Origin of the sequence: Mesorhizobium sp. WSM4906 (genome assembly GCF_029674625.1) — a bacterium.
Lineage (GTDB): Bacteria > Pseudomonadota > Alphaproteobacteria > Rhizobiales > Rhizobiaceae > Mesorhizobium.
In genome coordinates this window covers 935,015-955,459 of the sequence record NZ_CP121355.1, presented here as the reverse complement: position 1 = coordinate 955,459, position 20,445 = coordinate 935,015, and the positions used below count along the sequence as shown (strand labels likewise).

Below are 20,445 nucleotides of genomic sequence, written 5' to 3'. Positions count from 1 at the left end.
CCGCCTACTTCGCCTGCGCCGTCAGGATCTTGAGCGCAAACGCCGAAAATACGCCGCCGAACAGATAGTCGACCACGCGCGTCACGCGGGGGCTCGCCTTCATCGCCGCCGAGAACTTCTCCGCCGCCAGCACCATCGGCGCCGTCACCGGGATCGACAGCACGATGAACATGACGCCGAGGAAAAACAGCTTTCCGGGCGCGTTGGGATCATGCGCCGAGACGAATTGCGGCAGGAACGTCATGAAGAACAGGATGATCTTCGGATTGAGCAGGTTGACGCCAAGCCCGGCCGCCCAACTGCGGAGCAGCGAGATCCGAGGCCCTTCCTTCTTCTCAGGCGAGAAGGCCGAGCCCTTCGTCACCGCCTGCCAGGCCAGGAACATGAGATAGCCGGCGCCGAAGATCTTCAGCGCGAAAAAGGCCATCGGCGAAGCCACGATCAGCGCCGAGACGCCGACCACCACCAACGTGGTGTGGATCAGCGTGCCGCACAGCGCCCCGGCCATCGAGGCGAAGCCGGTGGCGCGGCCCTGGCTCAGCGTGCGCGACACGAACAGCGTCATGTCCGGCCCCGGCGTGATCGCCAGGATTATCGTGGCGATGGCGAACTGGATCAGCGTCGTGGTGTCGGGAATGAAGGACATTGCTCGCCCCTGCGGGATGGATCGAAGACCCTATAGCGCGGCCAGCCAGGGCACGCTAGCAACTGGCTGACGTGGCCTCTGGTCCAGCATCGCAACAGACAAGCGGTCCGGCGCAACCGCTTCAGGCAATCGTCGAGGTCGGCGCCGCCCCTCATTGCCCTGCCGGGCATTTCTCCCCGTATAGTGACGGGGAGAAAGGGCTGGCTGCGCCGTTGGCCCTTACCTTGCAACGCTGGGGATTGGCGAAATCATCGATGAGAGCGCCCCTCCCCCCGTCACTATACGGGGAGAGGATGCCGGCAGGCAGGTGAGGGGCGGCGCCGACGCCCGTAATGAGTGGGGGCAAAGTCAAACCTGAAGTGATGGCGCTGGATCTGCCTTCGTCTCTTGCATGAGCCGGAAACCCCGTGATACTCGCCCCCAAACCTTTTACCCGCGGAACCGCAACAATGTCCAAGTTCAAAGACGTGAAGAAAGTCGTGCTCGCCTATTCCGGCGGCCTCGACACCTCCATCATCCTGAAATGGCTGCAGACCGAGCTCGGCGCCGAGGTCGTCACCTTCACCGCCGACCTCGGCCAGGGCGGCGAGCTGGAGCCGGCGCGCCGCAAGGCCGAGATGATGGGCATCAAGGACATCCGCATCGTCGACGTGCGCGAGGAATTCGTTTCCGACTTCGTCTTTCCGATGTTCCGCGCAAACGCGGTCTATGAAGGCACCTATCTGCTCGGCACCTCGATCGCCCGCCCGCTGATCTCCAAGCATCTGGTCGAGATCGCCAAGGAAACCGGGGCCGACGCGATCGCCCACGGCGCCACCGGCAAGGGCAACGACCAAGTGCGTTTCGAGCTGTCGGCTTACGCGCTCAACCCCGACATCAAGGTCATCGCGCCGTGGCGCGACTGGTCGTTCAAGTCGCGCACCGACCTGATCAACTTCGCCGAGCAGCACCAGATCCCCGTGCCGAAGGACAAGCGCGGCGACGCGCCTTTCTCGGTCGACGCCAACCTTCTGCACTCCTCCTCCGAGGGCAAGGTGCTGGAGGATCCGTGGAGCGAGCCGCCGGAATTCGTCCACCAGCGCACCGTCTCGCCGATGGACGCGCCCGATGTCGTCACCGAGATCGAGATCGAGTTCCTGAAGGGCGATCCGATCGCGCTCAACGGCAAGAAGCTGTCGCCGGCCACCATGCTGGCGGCGCTCAACGACCTCGGCCGCGACAACGGCATCGGCCGCCTCGACCTGGTCGAGAACCGTTTTGTGGGCATGAAGTCGCGCGGCGTCTACGAGACCCCCGGCGGCACCATCCTCATCGCCGCCCACCGGGCGATCGAATCGATCACGCTCGACCGTGGCGCCGCCCACCTCAAGGACGAGTTCATGCCGCGCTACGCCGAGCTCATCTACAACGGCTTCTGGTTCTCGCCCGAGCGCGTCATGCTGCAGGCGATGATCGACAAGAGCCAGGAAGACGTCGAAGGCACGGTGCGGCTGAAGCTCTACAAGGGCAATGTCATCGTCACCGGCCGCAAGTCGAAGAAGACGCTCTATTCCGACGCGCTGGTCACCTTCGAGGACGATCGCGGCGCCTACGACCAGAAGGACGCCGAAGGCTTTATCCGGCTGAATGGATTGAGGCTGCGGACACTGGCGGCGAGGAACCGCAAGGGTTGACGCTGCTGATCTCCCCCGCAAGGGGAGTGCTGTCCCGGCAGCCCATCCTTCGTCATTCTAGGGCGGAGCAAGGAGCGAAAGCGACGCGCGCAGACCCTAGAATCCATGCCGTGACGGTTGAGAGCCGCCACGGTGCAGAACGTTCACCAGCCAGTTCCGCGAAACAACTCGAACCATTCCGGATTGCTCTTCTCGATCAATTCCACCTTCCATCGGCGTGGCCAGCGCTTCAATGACGTCTCACGCTGGATCGCGTCGGCGATGTCGAAATACTCCTCGTACCAGACGAGACGCTGCACACCGTAGCGGCTGGTGAAGCTGGAGCTTTGGCCGGTCTTGTGCTCGGGCATTCGACGGCCGAGATCATTGGTGACGCCGATGTAGATCGTGCCGCCTTTCTGGCTTGCGGTCATGTAAACATAGCCTGTCATGCCGCGATCTTAGTTGGCGCAGTCATCGGCGGCTATTCTCGACCGTTGCATTTCTTGGCTGAGGTAACGGAATGGATTCTAGGGTCTGCGCGCGTCGCTTCGCTCCTTGCTTCGCCCTAGAATGACGAAGGATACGTTGCAGCCTTCACGCGCAAGGATCCTCTCCGTCGCTTCTGGCGACATCTCCGCCGGGGCACCCGAGAGGGAGATTCCTGCTTCCCGGCTTTCGCCGATCTCAAGCCCAACAAGGAAAAGCCCGGCGCGTGGCCGGGCTTTTCGTTGGAATGGGCATATTCGGTCAGTCGGCGTCGATCGCCTCGGCGATGCGGGCGATGGCCTGCTGATAGACGCTCGCCGAGTTCCAGCCGGCGATCGCGCCCATGTTCGCCTCATAGCTCGCGCCGGCCTGCCAGCCATGACCCTTGAGGAAGTTGGCGGTGGAGGCGAGCGCGGTGTTCCGGTCGCGCAGATTTCCGCTGCCGACGCCGTACTTCAAGACGTTTCCGGGCAGGAACTGGGTGTGGCCGATCTCGCCATGCATGGCGCCCACCGACGAGGCGCTCAGCGCGCCGCGATCGACCAGCTTCAGCGCCGCGATGGCGTGCGGGGTAAAATAGTCCGGGCGGCGGCAATCATAGGCCAGCGTCAGAATGGCCGAGACCGTGTTCTGGTTGCCCATGGACGCACCGAAGCCGGTCTCCATGCCCCAGATGGCGAGCAGCACGCCCGGCGGCACGCCGTAGGTCTGTTCGATCCTGTCGAACATCGCCGCGTTCTGCTTCTTCAGCGCACGGCCCCTGGAAATGATCGCAGCCCCGCCTCGGCGCTTCATGAACGCCTCCACCGAGCCGCTGAAAGCCTTGTGGATGGCGCGATCGGCGGCGATCGTCCTTGTTGCGTAAGTGGCGCCGGCCAGCGCGGACAGACCCCTCTGCCCCACGCCCTCGGCCTGTGCTTCCGCCGCAAACTGCTGCTTCCAGGCATCGAAGCCGGCGCCATTCTTGCCGCAGCTGGCCGCCGCCTGCGCGCCCGTCGCCAGCCCAAGTGCCGCCACAACAGCGGCCATGAAAATCCTTCCCTTGGCAAAAAATGCCATGTCGTTCTCCTGGTTGCCTGAATCACGTCCCGGTTGCAAATCTGCCAGCGAAACGCCCGATTGTCACCGCCCACGCGGGGCTGCGCGGCGCTCGACGCTGGCGAATGCCGGGGAATTTGCCCACGATCAAGCATTTATTATGGCGAGATTGGCTTATCCGCGCCCAAGATGCTGCAGGACATGGAACAATTCGTGAGCGGGCGGCAAGCGCTTTAGCCGGAACGCATAAGGCCTGGTTTCGTTTTCGAGCCCGAGGGAGCGTTGAAAACGGAGAAAAGCCATGAAAAGCGTATTGTTTCCGGCGCTTGCCGGTGCGCTGCTCGCCATGTCGGGTGCGGCCCTTGCCGACACGCCGGTCTCGGCGTTGACGGATCTGAACGTCCGCGCCGGCCCAGGCCCGCAATATCCTGTGATCGGCGTGCTGGCGGCCGGCCAGTCGGCTACGCTCAGGGGCTGCATCGCAAACAGCAAATGGTGCACCATCGCCGAGGCCGGCGGCAACGGCTGGGTCTATTCCGACTATGTGACGGGCGACTTCGGCGGCAGCCGCGTGGTGCTCACGCGCCGGCCGGCCGATGCCGACATCGCCGTCGTGTCGCCGCCGGCTGACGATGTCTATTCGCAGGACGACTACACCGGCGCCATCGTTGCGAGCGATCCGGTTGATCCGATCGCCAGGCCGCCGGCCGAAGTAGGCACCTACGTCACCACGCATCGGGTCGACCCGGTCTATCTCGAGGGCGAAGTGGTGACCGGCGCGGTCCTGCCCGACACGGTCGAATTGCGCGAGATCCCGGACTACAACTATCGTTATGTCTATGTGAACAACCAGCCGGCGCTGGTGGATCCCGGCACGCGGCGCATCGTCTATGTGATGCGCTGACCAGGCTTGATTGCCATGAGAAGAGCGGCCGCCAGCGATGGCGGCCGTTTTGCTTGCTCGTTGGTGGCTCAGCCGGCTTGCATCCGTTCAATGCGGCGCCGCATACATTTGGGATTGGCCGAAGCGTCTGGACTTCGTCATCCACGGGCGGAGCGGAAGCGAAGCGGACGCGTAGACCCGAGGATCCATTCCGTGACCCCGGCCTAAGAAAGCAGCGGAGCAGAATCTGCACCGCTGGCATCGCTCTGACGTAACGGCATGGATCCTATGGTCTGCGCCGCGTCGCTTCGCTCCTTGCTTCGCCATAGGATGACGATTACGTGTTTCTGGTTAGTCCATAAACTGTAGAGCTTGCGCGATACGGTTCCGCCGCACAACTCCAATAATCTCGTGATTATGGATTGACGCGGATTATCTCAGCAATGTTGGCCCGCCATTGTCTTCGTCACGCATCCTACGGCGCTCCAAGCGGGCTACGCTCAAGATGCCGTATAGGTGAGTGATTAGTTGGTTGACGCCCACCTTAAAAACATCTCTCGGCGTGGCGTCAGCGGGAGCTTTCATCATCATAGAAAATTCGTGCCATCTGAGCGAAAGGCACCAACTGCGAATTGGCTCTATGTCAAACGCTGCTTCAAGTTGGTGTGCAAACTTGTTGCGAATTTTACCGACGGCGCGGAGATCGTCTCGCACCGTCTTGCAGATTAGTCCGAGACAGTAACATGCCGTTACGCGGCTTGAAAAAGTGCCCAACGGACAATCGACACCAACCAGCCTCTTCGCTTCTTTCTCATCGTCCTCCACCATAAAATTGACGAGCATATGTTCTAAGATGTTATCGAGAAACGTCGCACCTACTATTGCGACAGCGCGCTCGTCTACCGTTTCCCGCTCGTTGAACAGCTTATGAAAGGCCAACAGCGAATCATGTTGTTGCCAATACCGTCCCAAGTCCTTGTCGGCAATGATCGCCTTAGTCGGCTCATTTCGGGCGTCAACGGGCTTCGCCTGTTGGCCTTCCATCGGTACACGTCCTTTCGGTTCTCTATGTCCCGGATCACGATAATGACCAGTCGAATCGAATATGGAATACGGTAGTCGCGTTGTCTTACACCGCAAACTGGGTGATTGCCGCCCATAGCGATTGCGCCAAAACCGCCGATCTCCTAGATCATGCGACCCGAAAGCGTCCGGCAGGGGGACCCGCGTGATCATCGACAGTACCGCCTTCGAGCGCTACCGGCGCTCGCCCAACCGGAAAACCACCTTGCTCCGGCTCCTCATGGGAACGGGGATCGTCGTTGTCTTCTGGCTCGCCGCGACACTTGTCGTGCTCGTCGCCGGCACCTACGCCTTCATCGTCTTGCGTCTTCCCGGCCCGGCGACCGGACAGCCGGTCCAGGATTTCCTGGCCTCGCCTGTCGGCATCCTCACCGCGCTGGCGTCGTTTGCCGGCATCTGGATCGGTCTTTGGGCGGCGATGCGCTTCGTGCATGGCGAGCCGCTGTCGGCGCTGATCGGCGCCGATCGCCGCATCTCGCGCGGCGGTTTTCTCAAGGGCCTGGTCGCGGTTCTGATCACCTCGTTGTTCTCCGAGGTCCTGCTCTATTTTCTGCAGCCGGAAATCGCCCGCGGATCGATGGCGTTCTCGTCCTGGCTGCTCTCCCTCGTGGCGATCGTGCCGCTCGCCTTTCTGCAGACCTCCTCGGAAGAGGCTCTGTTCCGCGGCTACCTGCTGCGCGGCCTCGCCAGCCGGTTTGGCAGCCCGCTGATCTGGGCCGTGCTGCCGGGGCTTCTGTTCACCGCGCTGCATTGGAGCCCGGCCTCGACGCTGGCCATCAATGCCTGCGTGCTGGTCTCGATCACCGCCTTCGCGCTGCTGCTGACGCTGCTGGTCTATGTGACCGGCAATCTGGGCGCCGCGTTCGGCGCCCATCTCGGCAACAACCTGACCGGCTTCCTGCTGATCTCGCACCAGCAGAGTTACAATTCCTTCGCTCTGTTCAACGCCAAGCCGCTCGAAGGCCCCGGCTGGACGAATTGGGACGCCGCTCTCATCGCCGCGATCGGCATCGCGAGCACGCTGCTGACGATGCTTCTGCTTTTGCATCGCCGCTCGCCCCTGAAGGTCGGGCCGGCCGATCCGCGATCCGGCGGGCTCTTCTGATGCGCATCACGCTGGTGGCGGAACGCGCCATTCCCTGCAAAGGCTATGGCGGCACCGAGCGGCAGGTCGACTGGCTGGCTAAGGAGTTTTCCCGCCTCGGCCACAAGGTCGTCCTCATCGCCGGTCGCGGCTCGAGCCATCCGCTTTGCGAGGTGCGGCAGGTGTCCTCGGCAGCCGAATGCCGCGCCGCGATCCCGGCCGACGCCGACATCGTGCATTTCAACGGCTGGTATATCGAGACTCCGCGCCCGGCGCTCTACACAATGCACGGCTTTGCCCCGGACTTCCCGCGCCGGGACCAGAACTGGAGCTTCGTCAGCGCCAGCCACGCGCGCAATCACGGGCGGGAAGCTTTCGTCTATAACGGATTTCCGGTCGACGCCTATCGCTTGTCCGCTGCCAAGACGGACCGGCTGCTTTTCCTGGCCGGCATTGCCCGCGTCGGCAAGAATCTCAACCGGGCGGTCGATCTCGCCAAGACCTTCGATTTCCGGCTCGACATTGCCGGCGGCTCGCGCTGGCAGCTTTTGCTGCGCTCGAAGGTCCGGCGCCAAGGCGTCTTCTTCAAGAGCCTGGGGCCTCGCTTTCGCTACCACGGCACTGTCGACGGCGACGAAAAGCTGCGCCTGCTGGGAGAGGCCAAGGCCTTCCTCAACCCGATCGCCTGGGAAGAGCCGTTCGGCATGGCGCCGGTCGAGGCGATGCTTTGCGGCACGCCGGTGTTGACGACGCCGCGCGGCGCGCTGCCTGAAATCGTCGACGATGCGACCGGACGCCTGTTCGATACCGATGCCGAGTTCGCTGAAGCCTTCGCCGACATCGCCGCGCTTTCGCCAAAGCGGTGCCGGGAATCCGCCGCCGACCGGTTTCCCATCGCCCGGACGGCACAAGGATATCTAGACCTCTACAGGCGCATCCTGGACGGCGAAAGCTTGCGGTGACCCTTCCTTCTCCCCTTTATGGAAGAAGGCGGCTCGGCGCGCAGCGCCGAGACGGATGAGGGTGCTGGAAGAAACGCGGCGCTTAAATAGGCAACCATTTTAGGTGCTTACGTCTTTGAGGCAGCGATCCGTCCAGCACCCCTCGTCCGACCGAGCTTCTCCCACAACAAGGGCTCGGGGATGCACACATCCTATGTGACAGGCGTGAATGATCGGGCCGAGGCTTGATTGCCACGTGGTTCCCCCAATCCGTCGCTGCTTCGCAGCGCCACCTTTCCCCCCTCCGGAGGGAAAGGAAGGGAGCCTTGCTGGACGAGCGTTGACGGCAAAACGCCTGGCGCCTTTCCTCTACCCCGTCGATCGGGGGAGAGGTGGCTCGGCGAAGCCGAGACGGAGTGGGGGTCGACCAGCGCTACTTAGACAATGCATGCGTCAAGCTGCCATGCACGCTATCGCCAAAGACCAGCCGCTTGGAAATGTGTGCATGCCGTAGACAACAAGGGGAGAAGGAGGAGCGCGCTCGGCCCAAGCTTGACTCTGCCGCCGATTTCCTGTCTAGACGCGCACGAATTCCGCGACGAGTACACCTTCGCGAAAGCCGACCAGGACGCCGACGCCTCTTCGAGGCAGGAGCTGTAAACCGATCCTGGAGGCCAACACCCGGCAGCGCAATGCGCCCCCGGGTGTTTTTTGGCTTTGCGCTTTTGCTTGGCGACCCGACGCGAACGCACTACCTCTCGGGCATCCACGGGTGCCAGAGAAAAGGAAGAAGAATGTTTGAATCACTGCAGGAACGCACAAGAGGCGTGGAGGGCCAACGGCCCGACAGGGATCAACATGAATCCAAGGCGCTCATAGAGGGCGGTTTGATCAATGTTTGAGTCTCTGCAAGAGCGCCTTGGCTCCATCCTGAACGGCCTGACCGGCCGCGGCGCGCTGTCAGAGGCGGATGTCTCGGCGGCGCTGCGCGAGGTGCGCCGCGCGCTGCTCGAGGCCGACGTCGCGCTGGAGGTGGTGCGTTCCTTCACCGACAAGGTGCGCGAGAAGGCGGTCGGCGCCGCGGTGCTGAAGTCGATCAAGCCCGGGCAGATGGTCGTCAAGATCGTCCATGACGAGCTGGTCGAGATGCTCGGCGCCGAGGGCGTCGCCATCGACCTCAACGCGCCGGCGCCCGTCGTCGTCATGATGGTCGGCCTGCAGGGCTCCGGCAAGACGACCACTTCGGCCAAGATCGCCAAGCGGCTGACCGAGCGTCAGAACAAGAAGGTCCTGATGGCCTCGCTCGACACGCGGCGCCCCGCCGCGCAGGAGCAGTTGCGCCAGCTCGGCGAGCAGACCAAGGTGGCGACCTTGCCGATCATCGCCGGCCAGAGCCCGGTCGACATCGCCAGGCGCGCCGTTCAGGCGGCGAAGCTCGGCGGCCATGACGTCGTCATCCTCGACACCGCCGGCCGCACCCATATCGACGAGCCGCTGATGGTCGAGATGGCCGACATCAAGAAGGTGTCGTCGCCGCACGAGATCCTGCTGGTCGCCGACTCGCTGACCGGCCAGGACGCTGTGAACCTGGCGAAAAGCTTCGACGAGCGCGTCGGCATCACCGGCCTGGTGCTCACCCGCATGGACGGCGACGGCCGCGGCGGCGCCGCGCTTTCGATGCGCGCCGTCACCGGCAAGCCGATCAAGCTGATCGGTACCGGCGAAAAAATGGACGGGCTGGAGGAATTCCACCCCAAGCGCATCGCCGACCGTATCCTCGGCATGGGCGACATCGTCTCGCTCGTCGAGAAGGCCGCCGAGACCATCGACGCCGAGCAGGCGGCGGCGATGGCCAAGAAGATGCAGTCGGGCAAGTTCGACCTGAACGATCTCGCCCAGCAGCTTCAGCAGATGTCGAAAATGGGCGGCATGGGCGGCATCATGGGCATGATGCCCGGCATGGGCAAGATGAAGGACCAGCTTGCCGCGGCCGGCTTCGACGACAAGATGTTCCGCCGCCAGCTCGCCATCATCTCCTCGATGACCAAGGCCGAGCGGGCGAACCCCGATATCCTGAAGCACTCGCGCAAGAAGCGCATCGCCGCCGGCTCCGGCACCGACGCGGCCGAGATCAACAAGTTGCTCAAGATGCACCGCGGCATGGCCGACATGATGAAGGCGATGGGCGGCAAGGGCAAAGGCGGCGGCATGATGCGCGGCATGATGGGCGGCCTCGCCTCGAAGATGGGCCTCGGCGGCATGATGCCTGGCGGTGGCATGCCGGATCTTTCCAAGATGGATCCGAAGCAGCTCGAAGCCCTGCAGAAACAGGCCCAGGCAGCCGGTCTCGGCAAGGGCCTGCCGGGCGGGCTGCCCGGCGGACTTGGCGGCAGTGGCCTGCCGGGCCTGCCCGGCGGCATGAAGCTGCCGGGTCTTCCCGGCCTCGGCGGCGGCAGGCTGCCCGGTCTTGGGAAAAAGAAGTGAGGGGGCGATGAACGAGGAGAAGGACATGGCCGACGCACGCGCCGTTCTGGCGGGCTACCGCGCTTCGATCGACAACATCGACGCCGCCCTCATCCATATGCTGGCCGAGCGCTTCCGCTGCACCAAGGCGGTCGGCGTGCTGAAAGCCGAGCATGGCCTGCCGCCCGCCGATCCGGCGCGCGAGCAGCAGCAGATCGCCCGCCTTCGCCAACTGGCGAAGGATGCGCATCTCGACCCGGATTTCGCGGAGAAGTTCTTGAACTTCGTCATCCGCGAAGTGATCCGCCACCACGAACAGATCGCCGCGAACAACGGCGTGACGAAAGCCGGCTAATCAAGTGCATGTCGCCCGAAAGTGCGCAGCGGTTTTGGGACAACGACTTGCACAAGACAAAAGCCACAAACCCGATCAACGAAATCAGAGCTTTTAGGAGATAAAGAATGGCACTGAAGATCAGACTGGCCCGCGCGGGCTCGAAGAAGCGTCCCTACTACCACGTCGTCGTCGCCGACGCCCGTTCGCCGCGCGACGGCCGTTTCATCGAGGCGCTCGGCTCGTGGAACCCGCTGCTGCCGAAGGACGGCGAACGCGTCAAGGTCGACGCCGATCGCGTCAAGCACTGGCTGTCGCACGGCGCCCAGCCGACCGACCGCGTGCTGCGCTTCCTCGACGAAGCCGGCATCGCCAAGCGTCCGGCCCGCTCGAACCCGACCAAGGCCCTGCCCGGCAAGAAGGCGCAGGAACGCGCCGCCCTGCTGAAGAAGGCCCAGGAAGACGCCGCCGCCGCCGTTGCCGCCGCATCCGCGGCACCCGCCGAGGCGGAAGCCGCCACCGCCGAGTAATTCGCGGCTTATCTCACTTAAACGAACGGCGGGTGAAGGCCCGCCGTTCCGTCTTTGGATTCGGCCGTGATTCGTCAGTAACCTGACGGGCAACGCGCGATATAGACGCGTCCGTACCGGTCGCGGTAGCGACACTGGCCGCTTTCGCTGGCATGGCCGATCAATGCGCCGGCGACCGCGCCGACGGCGCCTCCGACAATGGCCCCTTGGGTCGGGTTGTTGGCCACGGCAGCGCCTACAGCCGCACCGCCCAACCCGCCGATCGCAGCACCCTTTTCCGTTTGCGAGCAAGCGCCCAGCGCCGTCGCCAACACCAGAATGACCATCGCTTTCTTCATTGCGGTTCCTCTCTCACGCGGATCGCCGTCCTCGCCGCCATGTCTTTAACTCGCAGACGGCTAATTTGATCCCGAGGGCAATGAGGATTGCCGGCGCAACCTGCGCCGGCTGTCAGCTATATTGTTGAACCTGCTGACTTTTTACCGTTCGGTGGCGCGCTTCAGATTGTCGAGTCCGGCCTCGAAGTCCTTGCCGATCAGCGCATCGAAATTCATGAACAGGCCCATCAGCTTGGCGATGAAGGGACGGGCGCCGCGCATCGACCAGGTGACGTTGGTGCCGTCGCCCGACGGCGACAAAGTGAAGTCGACCGTGTTGTTGGCCCGGAACGGCTTTTCGAAGTCGAGCTTCAGCGAGACCAGCGACGACGGCACCGAGTTGGTGATCTCCATGCGTCCCTTGCCGGCCTTGCTGTTACCTTCCCAGGCATACACCGCGCCGTTGCCGCTGTCGGCGCCGGAAAGCGTGCGCTGCATGTTCGGATCGAGCTTTTCGAAGGGCGACCAGGCTGGCCAGTGCTTGAAGTCGTTGATCAGCGGGAAGATCGCCTCCGCAGGCGCCTTGATGACGGCGGAGCGGCTGACGACAAAATCGTTCGGCCGCGTCGCGGCAAGGACGAGCACAGCGGCGACGATCACGACCAGGATGACGAGGATGGTGGCAAGCATCGTTTCCCTCTCACTTACCGGCTGAACGGGATCAGCGCGCGCACTCTTGCATCGCGCAGATAGAGCCCGCCCCACAGCATAACACCGAGATAGACGCCGAACAGCGTATGCGAGAACAGCGGATTGCCGATGCGCACATGCGTGGAAATGGCGCCGCCCATATAGGCGGTGAGCAGGATGGCGCCGAGCACGGACGTGCGCGGCAAGGCATAAAGCGCCGTCGAGACCAGCCCGATGATGCCGAGCAGCCGCGCAATGTTTGGATCGGCCGGCCAGCCGAGCTGCCCCATCGTCTCGGTGACGACTGAGAACGGCGGCAGCTTGATGACGCCGTCGAAGATCATGAACAGGACCACGATGGCGCTGAGCACGCGCCCGGTCCACAAGGCGCCGTTCGAGACGGGCGCGGCTGCTGAAATGCTCATTGGCGTTCCCTCCGGTTGGTTCGAGCCCCTGGCCGTTTGCCAGCTTCGAGCCAAGGACGGGGGAGAGCGGGGCTATCCTACAAGGGTCGATGCACTTTTCCCAAACGCGTGGTTCAATGGAGGTATGGACGGGAAGGAGACACCATGATCGGCGAGACCGACCTGCAAAGACTGTTGGCGTCGATGACGCCGCAACTGCTGCCCGACGTCCATGTCTTCGCGACGCTGGCGCCGGGCGTAGCTATGCCGGACGGACTCGATCCGGTGATGAGCTTTCGCGAGCGGGAAGGCCTGACCTTGATCGTGACGGAGGACGCGGCGAAATCAGCCGGCCTCGCCGGCACGTTCCGCTGCCGGATGATCACGCTGAATATCCATTCCTCGCTGGAGGCTGTCGGCTTCCTTGCTGCCATCACGGCCCGTCTTGCCGCGGCCGGCATGGGCGAAATCCGGTCTCGGCCTTCTATCACGACCATCTGTTCGTGCCGGCGGAGCGGGCGCAGGAGGCGCTGGCGATACTGGCAAAGCTGGCTGCGGAAAGTGGCGGCTAAGCATGTATCCCGAAAGCGGGACCGGTTTCGGGACAAAGACAATCTTGAAATCAAAGGTTTAAAGCAGGTCGCCTTCCCTTCTCCCCTTGTGGGAGAAGGTGGAGGTGCTACAAGCCCGCGACTGCGGGCCGCCGGTCGTCCGGCGCCCTCGCGGAGGGCCAGCCGCGAAGCGGCGGTGCGGCCCGTGAGCGATAACCCAACGGCCGAAGGCCGAAGCCCGCGACTGCGGGCCGCCGGTCGTCCGGCGCCCCGCGGAGGGCCAGCCGCGAAGCGGCGGTGCGGCCCGTGAGCGAAAACCCAACGGCCGAAGGCCGAGCCCGCGACTGCGGGCCGCCGGTCGTCCGGCGCCCCCGCGGAGGGCCCGCCGCGGCAGCGGCGGTATGGCCCGTGAGCGATAACAAAACTACCGTCAGGCCGCCTTCTTCTTCGGCTGGATCAGGCCGCGCTCGACCAGGAGCTCGGCGATCTGCACGGCGTTCAGGGCCGCGCCCTTGCGCAGATTGTCGGAGACGACCCACATCGACAGGCCGTTGTCGACGGTCGAATCCTCGCGGATGCGCGAGATGAAGGTAGCGTCCTCGCCGGCCGATTCGAGCGGCGTGATGTAGCCGCCGTTCTCGCGCTTGTCCAACACCTGGCAGCCCGGCGCCTCGCGCAGGATCTCGCGCGCTTCGTCGGCGGTGATCGGCTTCTCGAACTCGATGTTGACCGCTTCCGAGTGGCCGATGAACACCGGCACGCGCACGCAGGTCGCCGTCAGCTTGATCTTGGGGTCGAGCATCTTCTTGGTCTCGGCGACCATCTTCCACTCTTCCTTGGTGAAGCCGTCGTCGAGGAAGACGTCGATATGCGGGATGACGTTGAAGGCGATGCGCTTGGTGAATTTCTTGATGTCGACCTGGTCGGCGACGAAGACAGCGCGGGTCTGTGTGAACAGCTCGTCCATGCCTTCCTTGCCGGCGCCGGAAACCGACTGGTAGGTGGCGACGACGACGCGCTTGATGGTGGCGACGTCATGCAGCGGCTTCAGCGCGACGACCAGTTGCGCCGTCGAGCAGTTCGGGTTGGCGATGATGTTCTTGCGCGAGAACAGCTCGACCGCGTCCGGGTTCACTTCAGGCACGATCAGCGGCACGTCCGGGTCGTAGCGGAAGGCCGAAGAATTGTCGATGACGACGCAGCCCTGCTTGCCGATCTTGGGCGACCACTCCTTGGAGACGTTGCCGCCGGCCGACATGACGCAGATGTCGGTGTCGGAAAAGTCATAAGTGTCGAGCGCCTTGACCTTCAGCGTGCGGTCGCCGAAGGATACTTCGGTGCCCTGGCTGCGCCGCGAGGCCAGCGCCACCACTTCGCTCGCCGGGAAGCCGCGCTCGTCCAGAATGTTGAGCATTTCGCGGCCCACATTGCCCGTGGCGCCGACTACCGCAACCTTGAAACTCATCGATATCTCCTGTCCCTCTCCGCTTGGTTGTTGGAGAAAACCCGCCGGCCTCATGCGGGTTCCGTCCCCCGGGCCGAACCCGGGAGAGGGTGGTTAGGCCAAGGGAATCACACCGTTTTGGTGGTGGTTTTGGCCGTAGTTTTGCTGGAACCCAGAATCTTGCTGGAACGGAGGGACGCGCCGAAGCGCCCGGCCCGATGCCGCGCATCGTGGCTGGGGGTATCGAATGCAAGAAGAGCCATCAAAAGGCCGCGCATCGAAGACGATCCCGTTCGGTGCCGGCTTTTACGCGCTTTGGTAAAAGAGTCAATCGGCGTAGCGCCTCTCCTTCTCCCCTTGTGGGAGAAGGTGGATCGGCGCGCAGCGCCGAGACGGATGAGGGGTGTTCCAGCGAAGTGAGACGCCGGCTTTCCCTGGAACACCCCTCATCCGGCCGCTTCGCGGCCACCTTCTCCCACAAGGGGAGAAGGGAGAAGCGGCGCCGCTTGCTCTGTACAACGGCGGCTGCAGGAAGTACGAACGCCCAAATTCGTTCGGCTGGCGTAGTGCCGGCCTTGTGCTCCACGACGAGCGCAGAACCCCGAATTCCGAAAGAACAAGATGTCCAGTTTCGAAACGATCGTGCCTGCGCTGGCGGAGGCGCTGCAAAATCGCGGCTATGTCGAGCTGACCGCCGTCCAGAAGGCGGTGCTGGCGCCAGGGCTGGGCGCGGCCGACGCGCTGGTTTCGGCCCAGACCGGCTCCGGCAAGACGGTTGCCTTCGGCCTTGCCCTGGCGCCGAGCCTGCTCGGCGGCGCAGAACGCTTCGCCGCCGCCGGCGCGCCGCTGGGGCTGGTCGTGGCGCCGACCCGGGAATTGGCGCTGCAGGTGCGGCGCGAGCTGGAATGGCTCTACGCGCTGACCGGCGCGACCGTAGCGTCGTGCGTCGGCGGCATGGACATGCGCGGCGAGCGGCGCGCGCTGGAGCGTGGCGCCCACATCGTCGTCGGCACGCCCGGCCGGCTGCGCGACCATATCAGTCGCGGCGCGCTCGACATGTCGGCGCTGAAGGCCGTGGTGCTGGACGAGGCCGACGAGATGCTCGACCTCGGCTTCCGCGAGGACCTCGAATTCATCCTCGACGCCGCGCCCGCCGAGCGGCGCACGCTGATGTTTTCCGCCACCGTGCCGCGCTCCATCGCCACGCTGGCGAAGAGCTACCAGCGCGACGCCGTTCGCATCTCCGCCGGCAGTGCGGAAAAGCAGCATCTCGACATCGAATACCGGGCGCTCTCCGTCGCGCCGGCCGATCGCGAGAACGCCATCATCAACGTGCTGCGCTACTATGAGGCCACCAACGCGATGGTGTTCTGCAACACCCGCGCCGCCGTCAACCATCTCACCGCGCGCTTCAACAACCGCAATTTCTCCGTCGTGGCGCTTTCCGGCGAGCTCAGCCAGAACGAGCGCAGCCACGCGCTGCAGGCGATGCGCGACGGCCGCGCCAGGGTCTGCATCGCCACCGACGTGGCAGCGCGCGGCATCGACCTGCCCAATCTCGACCTGGTCATCCACGCCGACCTGCCGACCAATCCGGAGACGCTGCTGCATCGCAGCGGCCGCACCGGGCGCGCCGGACGAAAAGGTGTCAGCGCGCTGATCGTGCCGGGCAACGCCCGCCGTCGCACCGAGCGGCTGCTTGCCAATGCCGGCCTGACCGCGACCTGGGCGAGCCCGCCCTCGGCCGACGAGGTGCTGAGGCGCGACGACGAACGCATCCTGGCCGACCCGGCTTTCGACGAGCCGGTGAAGGACAAGGAGCGTGACTTCGCCACGGCGCTTCTCGAGCGGCATGGCGCCGAACTGGTGGCCGCCGCCTTCGTGCGGCTCTGCCGCGGCAGCCGCTCGGCGCCCGAGGACCTGCTCGACGTCGCGCCGTTCGCGCCGTCGAAAGAAAAGTTCGCGCGCAGGGACGAAGCACCCGGCCGCCGCGACGATTTCGGCGACAGCGTCTGGTTCTCGCTGTCGGTGGGACGCCGGCAGAATGCCGAACCGCGCTGGCTGATCCCGATGCTGTGCCGCACCGGCAACATCTCCAAGCGCGAGATCGGCGCCATCAAGATGCAGCCGGAGGAAACCTTCGTGCAGGTCGCGGCCGACTGGGCCGACCGGTTCCTCGCGGCGATCGGCCCCGACCGCAAACTGCAGGGCAGCATCGCGGTGAAGCGGCTGGACGGCACGCCGGACCTTTCGAGAGCCGGCTACCAGCCGCCGAAGCCGGAGAAGAAGCCGCATCGCGGCAAGCGTGCTTTCGATCAGAACGCGCCCAAGTTCGAGAAGCGCGCGCCGGGCGAGCATCGGCCCGTCGGCACGGCGGAGTCAAAGCCCTGGGCGAAGAAGCCCAGCAAGGCGAAGTTCGACAAGCCGGCAAAGCACAAGAAGGCGAAGCGGCCTGGCTGAGATTCGCGATCGAGCTGGAAGGCGACCCGGCGAAGGCCTGCATCTTTCTTCGGTCGCAAATCGCAACATTCAAGATTAGCCGAAGCACGACCGGGAGCCACCACGCATTCGTCATCCTATGGCGGAGCAAGGAGCGGAGCGACGCAGCGCAGACCATAGGATCCATTCCGTTACCTACAAGCGTTGCAGCGGTGCAGGAAAGGCCTTCGTTCTGCACCGCCTTTCCCTTCGCGCGAGGTCACGGCATGGATCCTCGGGTCTACGCGTCCGCTTCGCTCCCGCTCCGCCCGTGGATGACGAAGTTCGAACGCTTCATCGCAACCCTCTTGCGATCCGCGCCGACTTTAAACAGTCTGAGCAAGGCGCAACTTTGGGGGACAGGCAATGCGCGGCGAAGTTCTTCACTATGACGAGCAGCAGGGCTTCGGTTTCATCGCCGGTGCCGACGGCAGGCGCTACAGCTTCGCGCGCGAGGACCTGCGCCGCGACATGGCGCTGGCAAGGGGCGCCGAGGTCGAATTCCAGCCGGACGGCGACCGGGCGAGCAACATCTTTTCCGTCCGTGCCCGCATGACCGGCCCGGCGGAGAGCACAGCTCCTGCCACGGCGGCAGCGGTTCAGCTGCCGGGCAGCGCACCGGCGGTGCCTGCGCATTTTGGCCGCAACGCCGAGAGCGGATCGGCGGAATCCACCAGTATGTGGAGCTATTTCTGGCGCGGTCTCACGACGAATTACGTCAACTTCTCCGGCCGGGCCCGGCGCAAGGAGTTCTGGGGCTTTTGCCTGTTCTGGACGATCGGCCTCGTCGTCGCCATCGGCGTCGGGCTGTCCGTGGACCTGTCGCGAGGCGATGTCGAGGGCGGCGGCGACGCGCCGATCGTCATGCTCGGCCTCTTCGGTCTTTACGTGCTGCTGACGTTCCTGCCGTGGGTCGCGCTTATCGTGCGCCGCCTGCACGATCTCGGCCTGACCGGCTGGCTCGCGATCCTCTGCTTCGTGCCCTATGTCGGCGGGCTGGCCACGCTCGTCTTCGCGCTGATCCCCACCCAGGCAGGCGACAACAAGTGGGGACCGGTGCCGGCCGGGGTGAAATTCTAACGTTAAGCGTGCGCATTGCAATTTTCTGCAACCATAGATAGGTTTGTATAGTGGCCCGCAACGAGGGGGAAGGCAGTGCGCGGTTCAGTATTTCACTACGACGAGGAAAACACTACGGCTACATCAACGGCGTTGACGGCAAGCGTTACATCTTCAGCCGTGGCGACCTGACCCAGGATATGAACATTGCCAGAGGCATGCTGGTCGAGTTCACCCCGGATGACGGAACGGCGCATGATATCATCGCCGCGGGGCCTGCCGCGCCATCCTTGGACGGCAATCTTCAGCAGCGCGGCCGCACCGCCGAAAACCGCTCCGCCAGGTCGATGGGACTGTGGGGCTATTTCTTGCGCGCACTCATCGACGACTACCGCAATTTCACCGGTCGCGCCCGCCGCAAGGAGTTTTGGGCGTTCTATCTCTGGTTCAACGTCGTGCTCGTCGCGCTGTTCGGCTTCGGCATTCTGCTCAACCTGGCGATCAGCGGTTTCGATGACGGTCCGAGAACCTCGATCGGCTACATTCCAGTCCTGCTTTTCGTGCTGGTAGCGATCCTGCCGTCGATCGCAGTCGTCGTGCGGCGTCTGCATGACATCGGTCTGACCGGCTGGCTTGTCTTGCTTTGCTACATTCCGGCTTTGGGGGCCGTGGCCTTTCTCGTCTTCGGCCTTCTTCCCTCTCAATTCAGAGAGAACCGTTGGGGACCGATGCCGGCCGGAGTCACAGTTTAGCAGCCGTCCTCAGCGCCTCGCCCGACAGCCTGAGGAAGATCTTTTGCCCGTGGCGCTCGGCGCCGAGCCGGTCGTAGAAGCGCAGCGCACCCTCGTTCCAGTCCTCGGTGGTGAGGTCGATGCGGCCGATGCCCTTGTCCAGGCAATGGCCCGCAAGAAAGCTGACCAGCGCCTGGCCGACGCCCCTATTGCGGGCGCTCTCACGCACGAACAGGTCCTTCAAAAACATCAGCCGTCCGAGATCGATGCCGGGATGCGCGATCGCGACCGAAGCAAGGCCGGCCACCTCGCCACCCGCGAAGGCCAGCGCGAAATGCGGATAGGCCGGGCTTTCGTCGCCGAGCCACTGCCTTGCCGAGGCCACCGCCCGGCCGTGATCGAGCGGCGCCTGCCGATAGTGCGTCGCCATCTCGCAAAGCACGGTGGCGAGCGCCTCGGCGTCTTCGGTCGTCGCCCAGTGGACGTCGACCGCCATTTGAGTCACCCCAGGAACTTGGCGATGATGGCGTCACCCATCTCGACCGTGCCAACCTCGGTCATGCCTTCGGACATGATGTCCTTGGTGCGCAGCCCGTCGTCGAGCACGGCGGCGATCGCCGCCTCGAGCTTGTCGGCTTCCGCCACCATGCCGAAGGAATAGCGCAGGCACATGGCGAAGGATGCGATCATCGCGATCGGATTGGCGATGCCCTTGCCGGCGATGTCGGGCGCAGAGCCGTGCACCGGCTCGTAGAGCGCCTTGCGCTTCTTGGTCTTGGCATCCGGCGCGCCGAGCGAGGCCGAAGGCAGCATGCCGATCGAGCCGGTGAGCATGGCGGCGATGTCGGAAAGCATGTCGCCGAACAGATTGTCGGTGACGATGACGTCGAACTGCTTCGGCCAGCGCACCAGCTGCATGCCGCCGGCGTCGGCCAGCATGTGGTCGAGCTTGACGTCGCTGTATTTGGCCTTGTGGGTCTGGGTGACCACCTCGTTCCACAGCACGCCCGATTTCATGACGTTGCGCTTTTCCATCGAGGTGACGTGGTTCTTACGCGTCCGCGCCAGCTCGAAGGCGACGCCGGAGATGCGCTCGATCTCGAACGTGTCGTAGACCTGGGTGTCGATGCCGCGCTTCTGGCCGTTGCCGAGATCGATGATCTGCTTCGGCTCGCCGAAATAGACGCCGCCGGTGAGCTCGCGCACGATCAGGATGTCGAGGCCTTCGACCACCTCCTGCTTGAGCGACGAGGATGCCGCGAGCGCCGGATAGCAGATCGCCGGACGCAGATTGGCGAACAGCTCCATGTCCTTGCGCAGGCGCAAAAGCCCGGCCTCGGGGCGTACCTCGTAAGGCACCTTGTCCCATTTCGGCCCGCCGACGGCGCCGAACAGCACCGCGTCCGCGGCCATCGCCTTTTCCATGTCGGCGTCGGAGATCGCCGCGCCGTGCGCGTCGTAGGCGCAGCCGCCGACCAGCCCTTCGTCGGTGGCAAAGCCGCTGCCGAGCTTCTTATTCATGGCGCCAATCAGCTTCTTCACCTCGGCCATGGCCTCGGGGCCGATGCCGTCGCCGGCGAGCAGGAAGAGATTTTTCGAAGCCATGGAGAACCGTCCCAATAGTATTT

20 protein-coding genes and 1 pseudogene are annotated in these 20,445 nt (G+C 64.2%); 11 read left to right on the top strand and 10 right to left on the bottom strand.

Going from position 1 to position 20,445, the window contains the following annotated elements; all coding sequences use genetic code 11:
• Positions 1–4 precede the first annotated feature (4 nt).
• Positions 5–646, bottom strand: a complete 642-nt coding sequence (locus QAZ22_RS04505) for a LysE family translocator (RefSeq protein WP_278205792.1) — start codon at positions 644–646, stop codon at positions 5–7.
• 449 nt (positions 647–1,095) lie between these two features.
• Between QAZ22_RS04505 and QAZ22_RS04500 the strand changes: the two genes are divergently transcribed.
• A complete protein-coding gene (locus QAZ22_RS04500; protein WP_278205791.1) occupies positions 1,096–2,319 on the top strand; it encodes an argininosuccinate synthase in 1,224 nt (407 codons plus the stop codon).
• A gap of 143 nt (positions 2,320–2,462) precedes the next feature.
• On the opposite strand, the gene QAZ22_RS04495 is transcribed toward QAZ22_RS04500, so the two are convergent.
• Positions 2,463–2,750, bottom strand: coding sequence for a GIY-YIG nuclease family protein (locus QAZ22_RS04495; RefSeq protein ID WP_278205790.1), 288 nt, complete (start codon positions 2,748–2,750; stop codon positions 2,463–2,465).
• A 298-nt stretch (positions 2,751–3,048) separates the two neighbouring features.
• Positions 3,049–3,846: a lytic transglycosylase domain-containing protein gene (locus QAZ22_RS04490; protein ID WP_278205789.1), complete on the bottom strand. Its 798-nt coding sequence runs from the start codon at positions 3,844–3,846 to the stop codon at positions 3,049–3,051.
• A 280-nt stretch (positions 3,847–4,126) separates the two neighbouring features.
• Here QAZ22_RS04490 and QAZ22_RS04485 point away from each other — a divergent pair, with 280 nt between their 5' ends.
• Positions 4,127–4,729, top strand: a complete 603-nt coding sequence (locus tag QAZ22_RS04485; protein ID WP_278077856.1) for a DUF1236 domain-containing protein — start codon at positions 4,127–4,129, stop codon at positions 4,727–4,729.
• Between the two features lie 411 nt (positions 4,730–5,140).
• On the opposite strand, the gene QAZ22_RS04480 is transcribed toward QAZ22_RS04485, so the two are convergent.
• Positions 5,141–5,752, bottom strand: a complete 612-nt coding sequence (locus QAZ22_RS04480) for a hypothetical protein (protein WP_278205788.1) — start codon at positions 5,750–5,752, stop codon at positions 5,141–5,143.
• Between the two features lie 184 nt (positions 5,753–5,936).
• Here QAZ22_RS04480 and QAZ22_RS04475 point away from each other — a divergent pair, with 184 nt between their 5' ends.
• The 5 genes from QAZ22_RS04475 to rpsP all read left to right on the top strand — a co-directional run bounded on the left by QAZ22_RS04475 (position 5,937) and on the right by rpsP (position 11,143).
• A complete protein-coding gene (locus QAZ22_RS04475) occupies positions 5,937–6,896 on the top strand; it encodes a CPBP family intramembrane glutamic endopeptidase (protein ID WP_278205787.1) in 960 nt (319 codons plus the stop codon).
• Positions 6,896–7,837, top strand: a complete 942-nt coding sequence (locus tag QAZ22_RS04470; protein WP_278205786.1) for a glycosyltransferase — start codon at positions 6,896–6,898, stop codon at positions 7,835–7,837. Before QAZ22_RS04475 ends, QAZ22_RS04470 begins: the two co-directional genes overlap by 1 nt.
• A gap of 873 nt (positions 7,838–8,710) precedes the next feature.
• The gene (ffh, locus tag QAZ22_RS04465; protein WP_278205785.1) at positions 8,711–10,300 is read left to right on the top strand and encodes a signal recognition particle protein; all 1,590 of its coding nucleotides are present in this window, start codon (positions 8,711–8,713) and stop codon (positions 10,298–10,300) included.
• 7 nt (positions 10,301–10,307) lie between these two features.
• Positions 10,308–10,634, top strand: coding sequence for a chorismate mutase (locus tag QAZ22_RS04460; RefSeq protein WP_278077860.1), 327 nt, complete (start codon positions 10,308–10,310; stop codon positions 10,632–10,634).
• Between the two features lie 107 nt (positions 10,635–10,741).
• The gene (gene rpsP, locus QAZ22_RS04455; RefSeq protein ID WP_278205784.1) at positions 10,742–11,143 is read left to right on the top strand and encodes a 30S ribosomal protein S16; all 402 of its coding nucleotides are present in this window, start codon (positions 10,742–10,744) and stop codon (positions 11,141–11,143) included.
• 74 nt (positions 11,144–11,217) lie between these two features.
• Here rpsP and QAZ22_RS04450 read toward each other — a convergent pair whose 3' ends face one another.
• The 3 genes from QAZ22_RS04450 to QAZ22_RS04440 all read right to left on the bottom strand — a co-directional run bounded on the left by QAZ22_RS04450 (position 11,218) and on the right by QAZ22_RS04440 (position 12,575).
• Positions 11,218–11,481: a YMGG-like glycine zipper-containing protein gene (locus tag QAZ22_RS04450; RefSeq protein ID WP_278077863.1), complete on the bottom strand. Its 264-nt coding sequence runs from the start codon at positions 11,479–11,481 to the stop codon at positions 11,218–11,220.
• Positions 11,482–11,622: 141 nt separating this feature from the next.
• On the bottom strand, positions 11,623–12,150 hold the full coding sequence (locus QAZ22_RS04445; RefSeq protein ID WP_278205783.1) for an SRPBCC family protein: 528 nt from the start codon (positions 12,148–12,150) through the stop codon (positions 11,623–11,625).
• 14 nt (positions 12,151–12,164) lie between these two features.
• Positions 12,165–12,575, bottom strand: coding sequence for a DoxX family protein (locus QAZ22_RS04440; protein WP_278205782.1), 411 nt, complete (start codon positions 12,573–12,575; stop codon positions 12,165–12,167).
• A gap of 144 nt (positions 12,576–12,719) precedes the next feature.
• Here QAZ22_RS04440 and QAZ22_RS04435 point away from each other — a divergent pair.
• Positions 12,720–13,126, top strand: a pseudogene (locus tag QAZ22_RS04435) (ACT domain-containing protein).
• Positions 13,127–13,535: 409 nt separating this feature from the next.
• On the opposite strand, the gene QAZ22_RS04430 reads toward QAZ22_RS04435, so the two are convergent.
• Complete coding sequence (locus QAZ22_RS04430) at positions 13,536–14,570, bottom strand: aspartate-semialdehyde dehydrogenase (RefSeq protein ID WP_278205781.1); 1,035 nt, start codon at positions 14,568–14,570, stop codon at positions 13,536–13,538.
• 600 nt (positions 14,571–15,170) lie between these two features.
• On the opposite strand from QAZ22_RS04430, the gene QAZ22_RS04425 reads away from it, so the two are divergent.
• From QAZ22_RS04425 to QAZ22_RS04415, 3 genes are all read left to right on the top strand, one after another.
• Positions 15,171–17,009, top strand: a complete 1,839-nt coding sequence (locus tag QAZ22_RS04425) for a DEAD/DEAH box helicase (RefSeq protein ID WP_278205780.1) — start codon at positions 15,171–15,173, stop codon at positions 17,007–17,009.
• A 384-nt stretch (positions 17,010–17,393) separates the two neighbouring features.
• The gene (locus QAZ22_RS04420) at positions 17,394–18,107 is read left to right on the top strand and encodes a DUF805 domain-containing protein (protein ID WP_278205779.1); all 714 of its coding nucleotides are present in this window, start codon (positions 17,394–17,396) and stop codon (positions 18,105–18,107) included.
• A 50-nt stretch (positions 18,108–18,157) separates the two neighbouring features.
• Positions 18,158–18,838 carry a DUF805 domain-containing protein gene (locus QAZ22_RS04415; RefSeq protein WP_278205777.1) on the top strand — a complete coding sequence of 227 codons (681 nt, stop codon included), beginning with the start codon at positions 18,158–18,160 and terminating at the stop codon, positions 18,836–18,838.
• Here the strand turns inward: QAZ22_RS04415 and QAZ22_RS04410 are convergent.
• Both QAZ22_RS04410 and leuB read right to left on the bottom strand, forming a co-directional pair.
• Complete coding sequence (locus QAZ22_RS04410) at positions 18,828–19,313, bottom strand: GNAT family N-acetyltransferase (RefSeq protein ID WP_278205776.1); 486 nt, start codon at positions 19,311–19,313, stop codon at positions 18,828–18,830. The genes QAZ22_RS04415 and QAZ22_RS04410 overlap by 11 nt on opposite strands.
• A gap of 5 nt (positions 19,314–19,318) precedes the next feature.
• Positions 19,319–20,422, bottom strand: a complete 1,104-nt coding sequence (gene leuB / locus QAZ22_RS04405) for a 3-isopropylmalate dehydrogenase (RefSeq protein WP_278205775.1) — start codon at positions 20,420–20,422, stop codon at positions 19,319–19,321.
• Positions 20,423–20,445 lie beyond the last annotated feature (23 nt).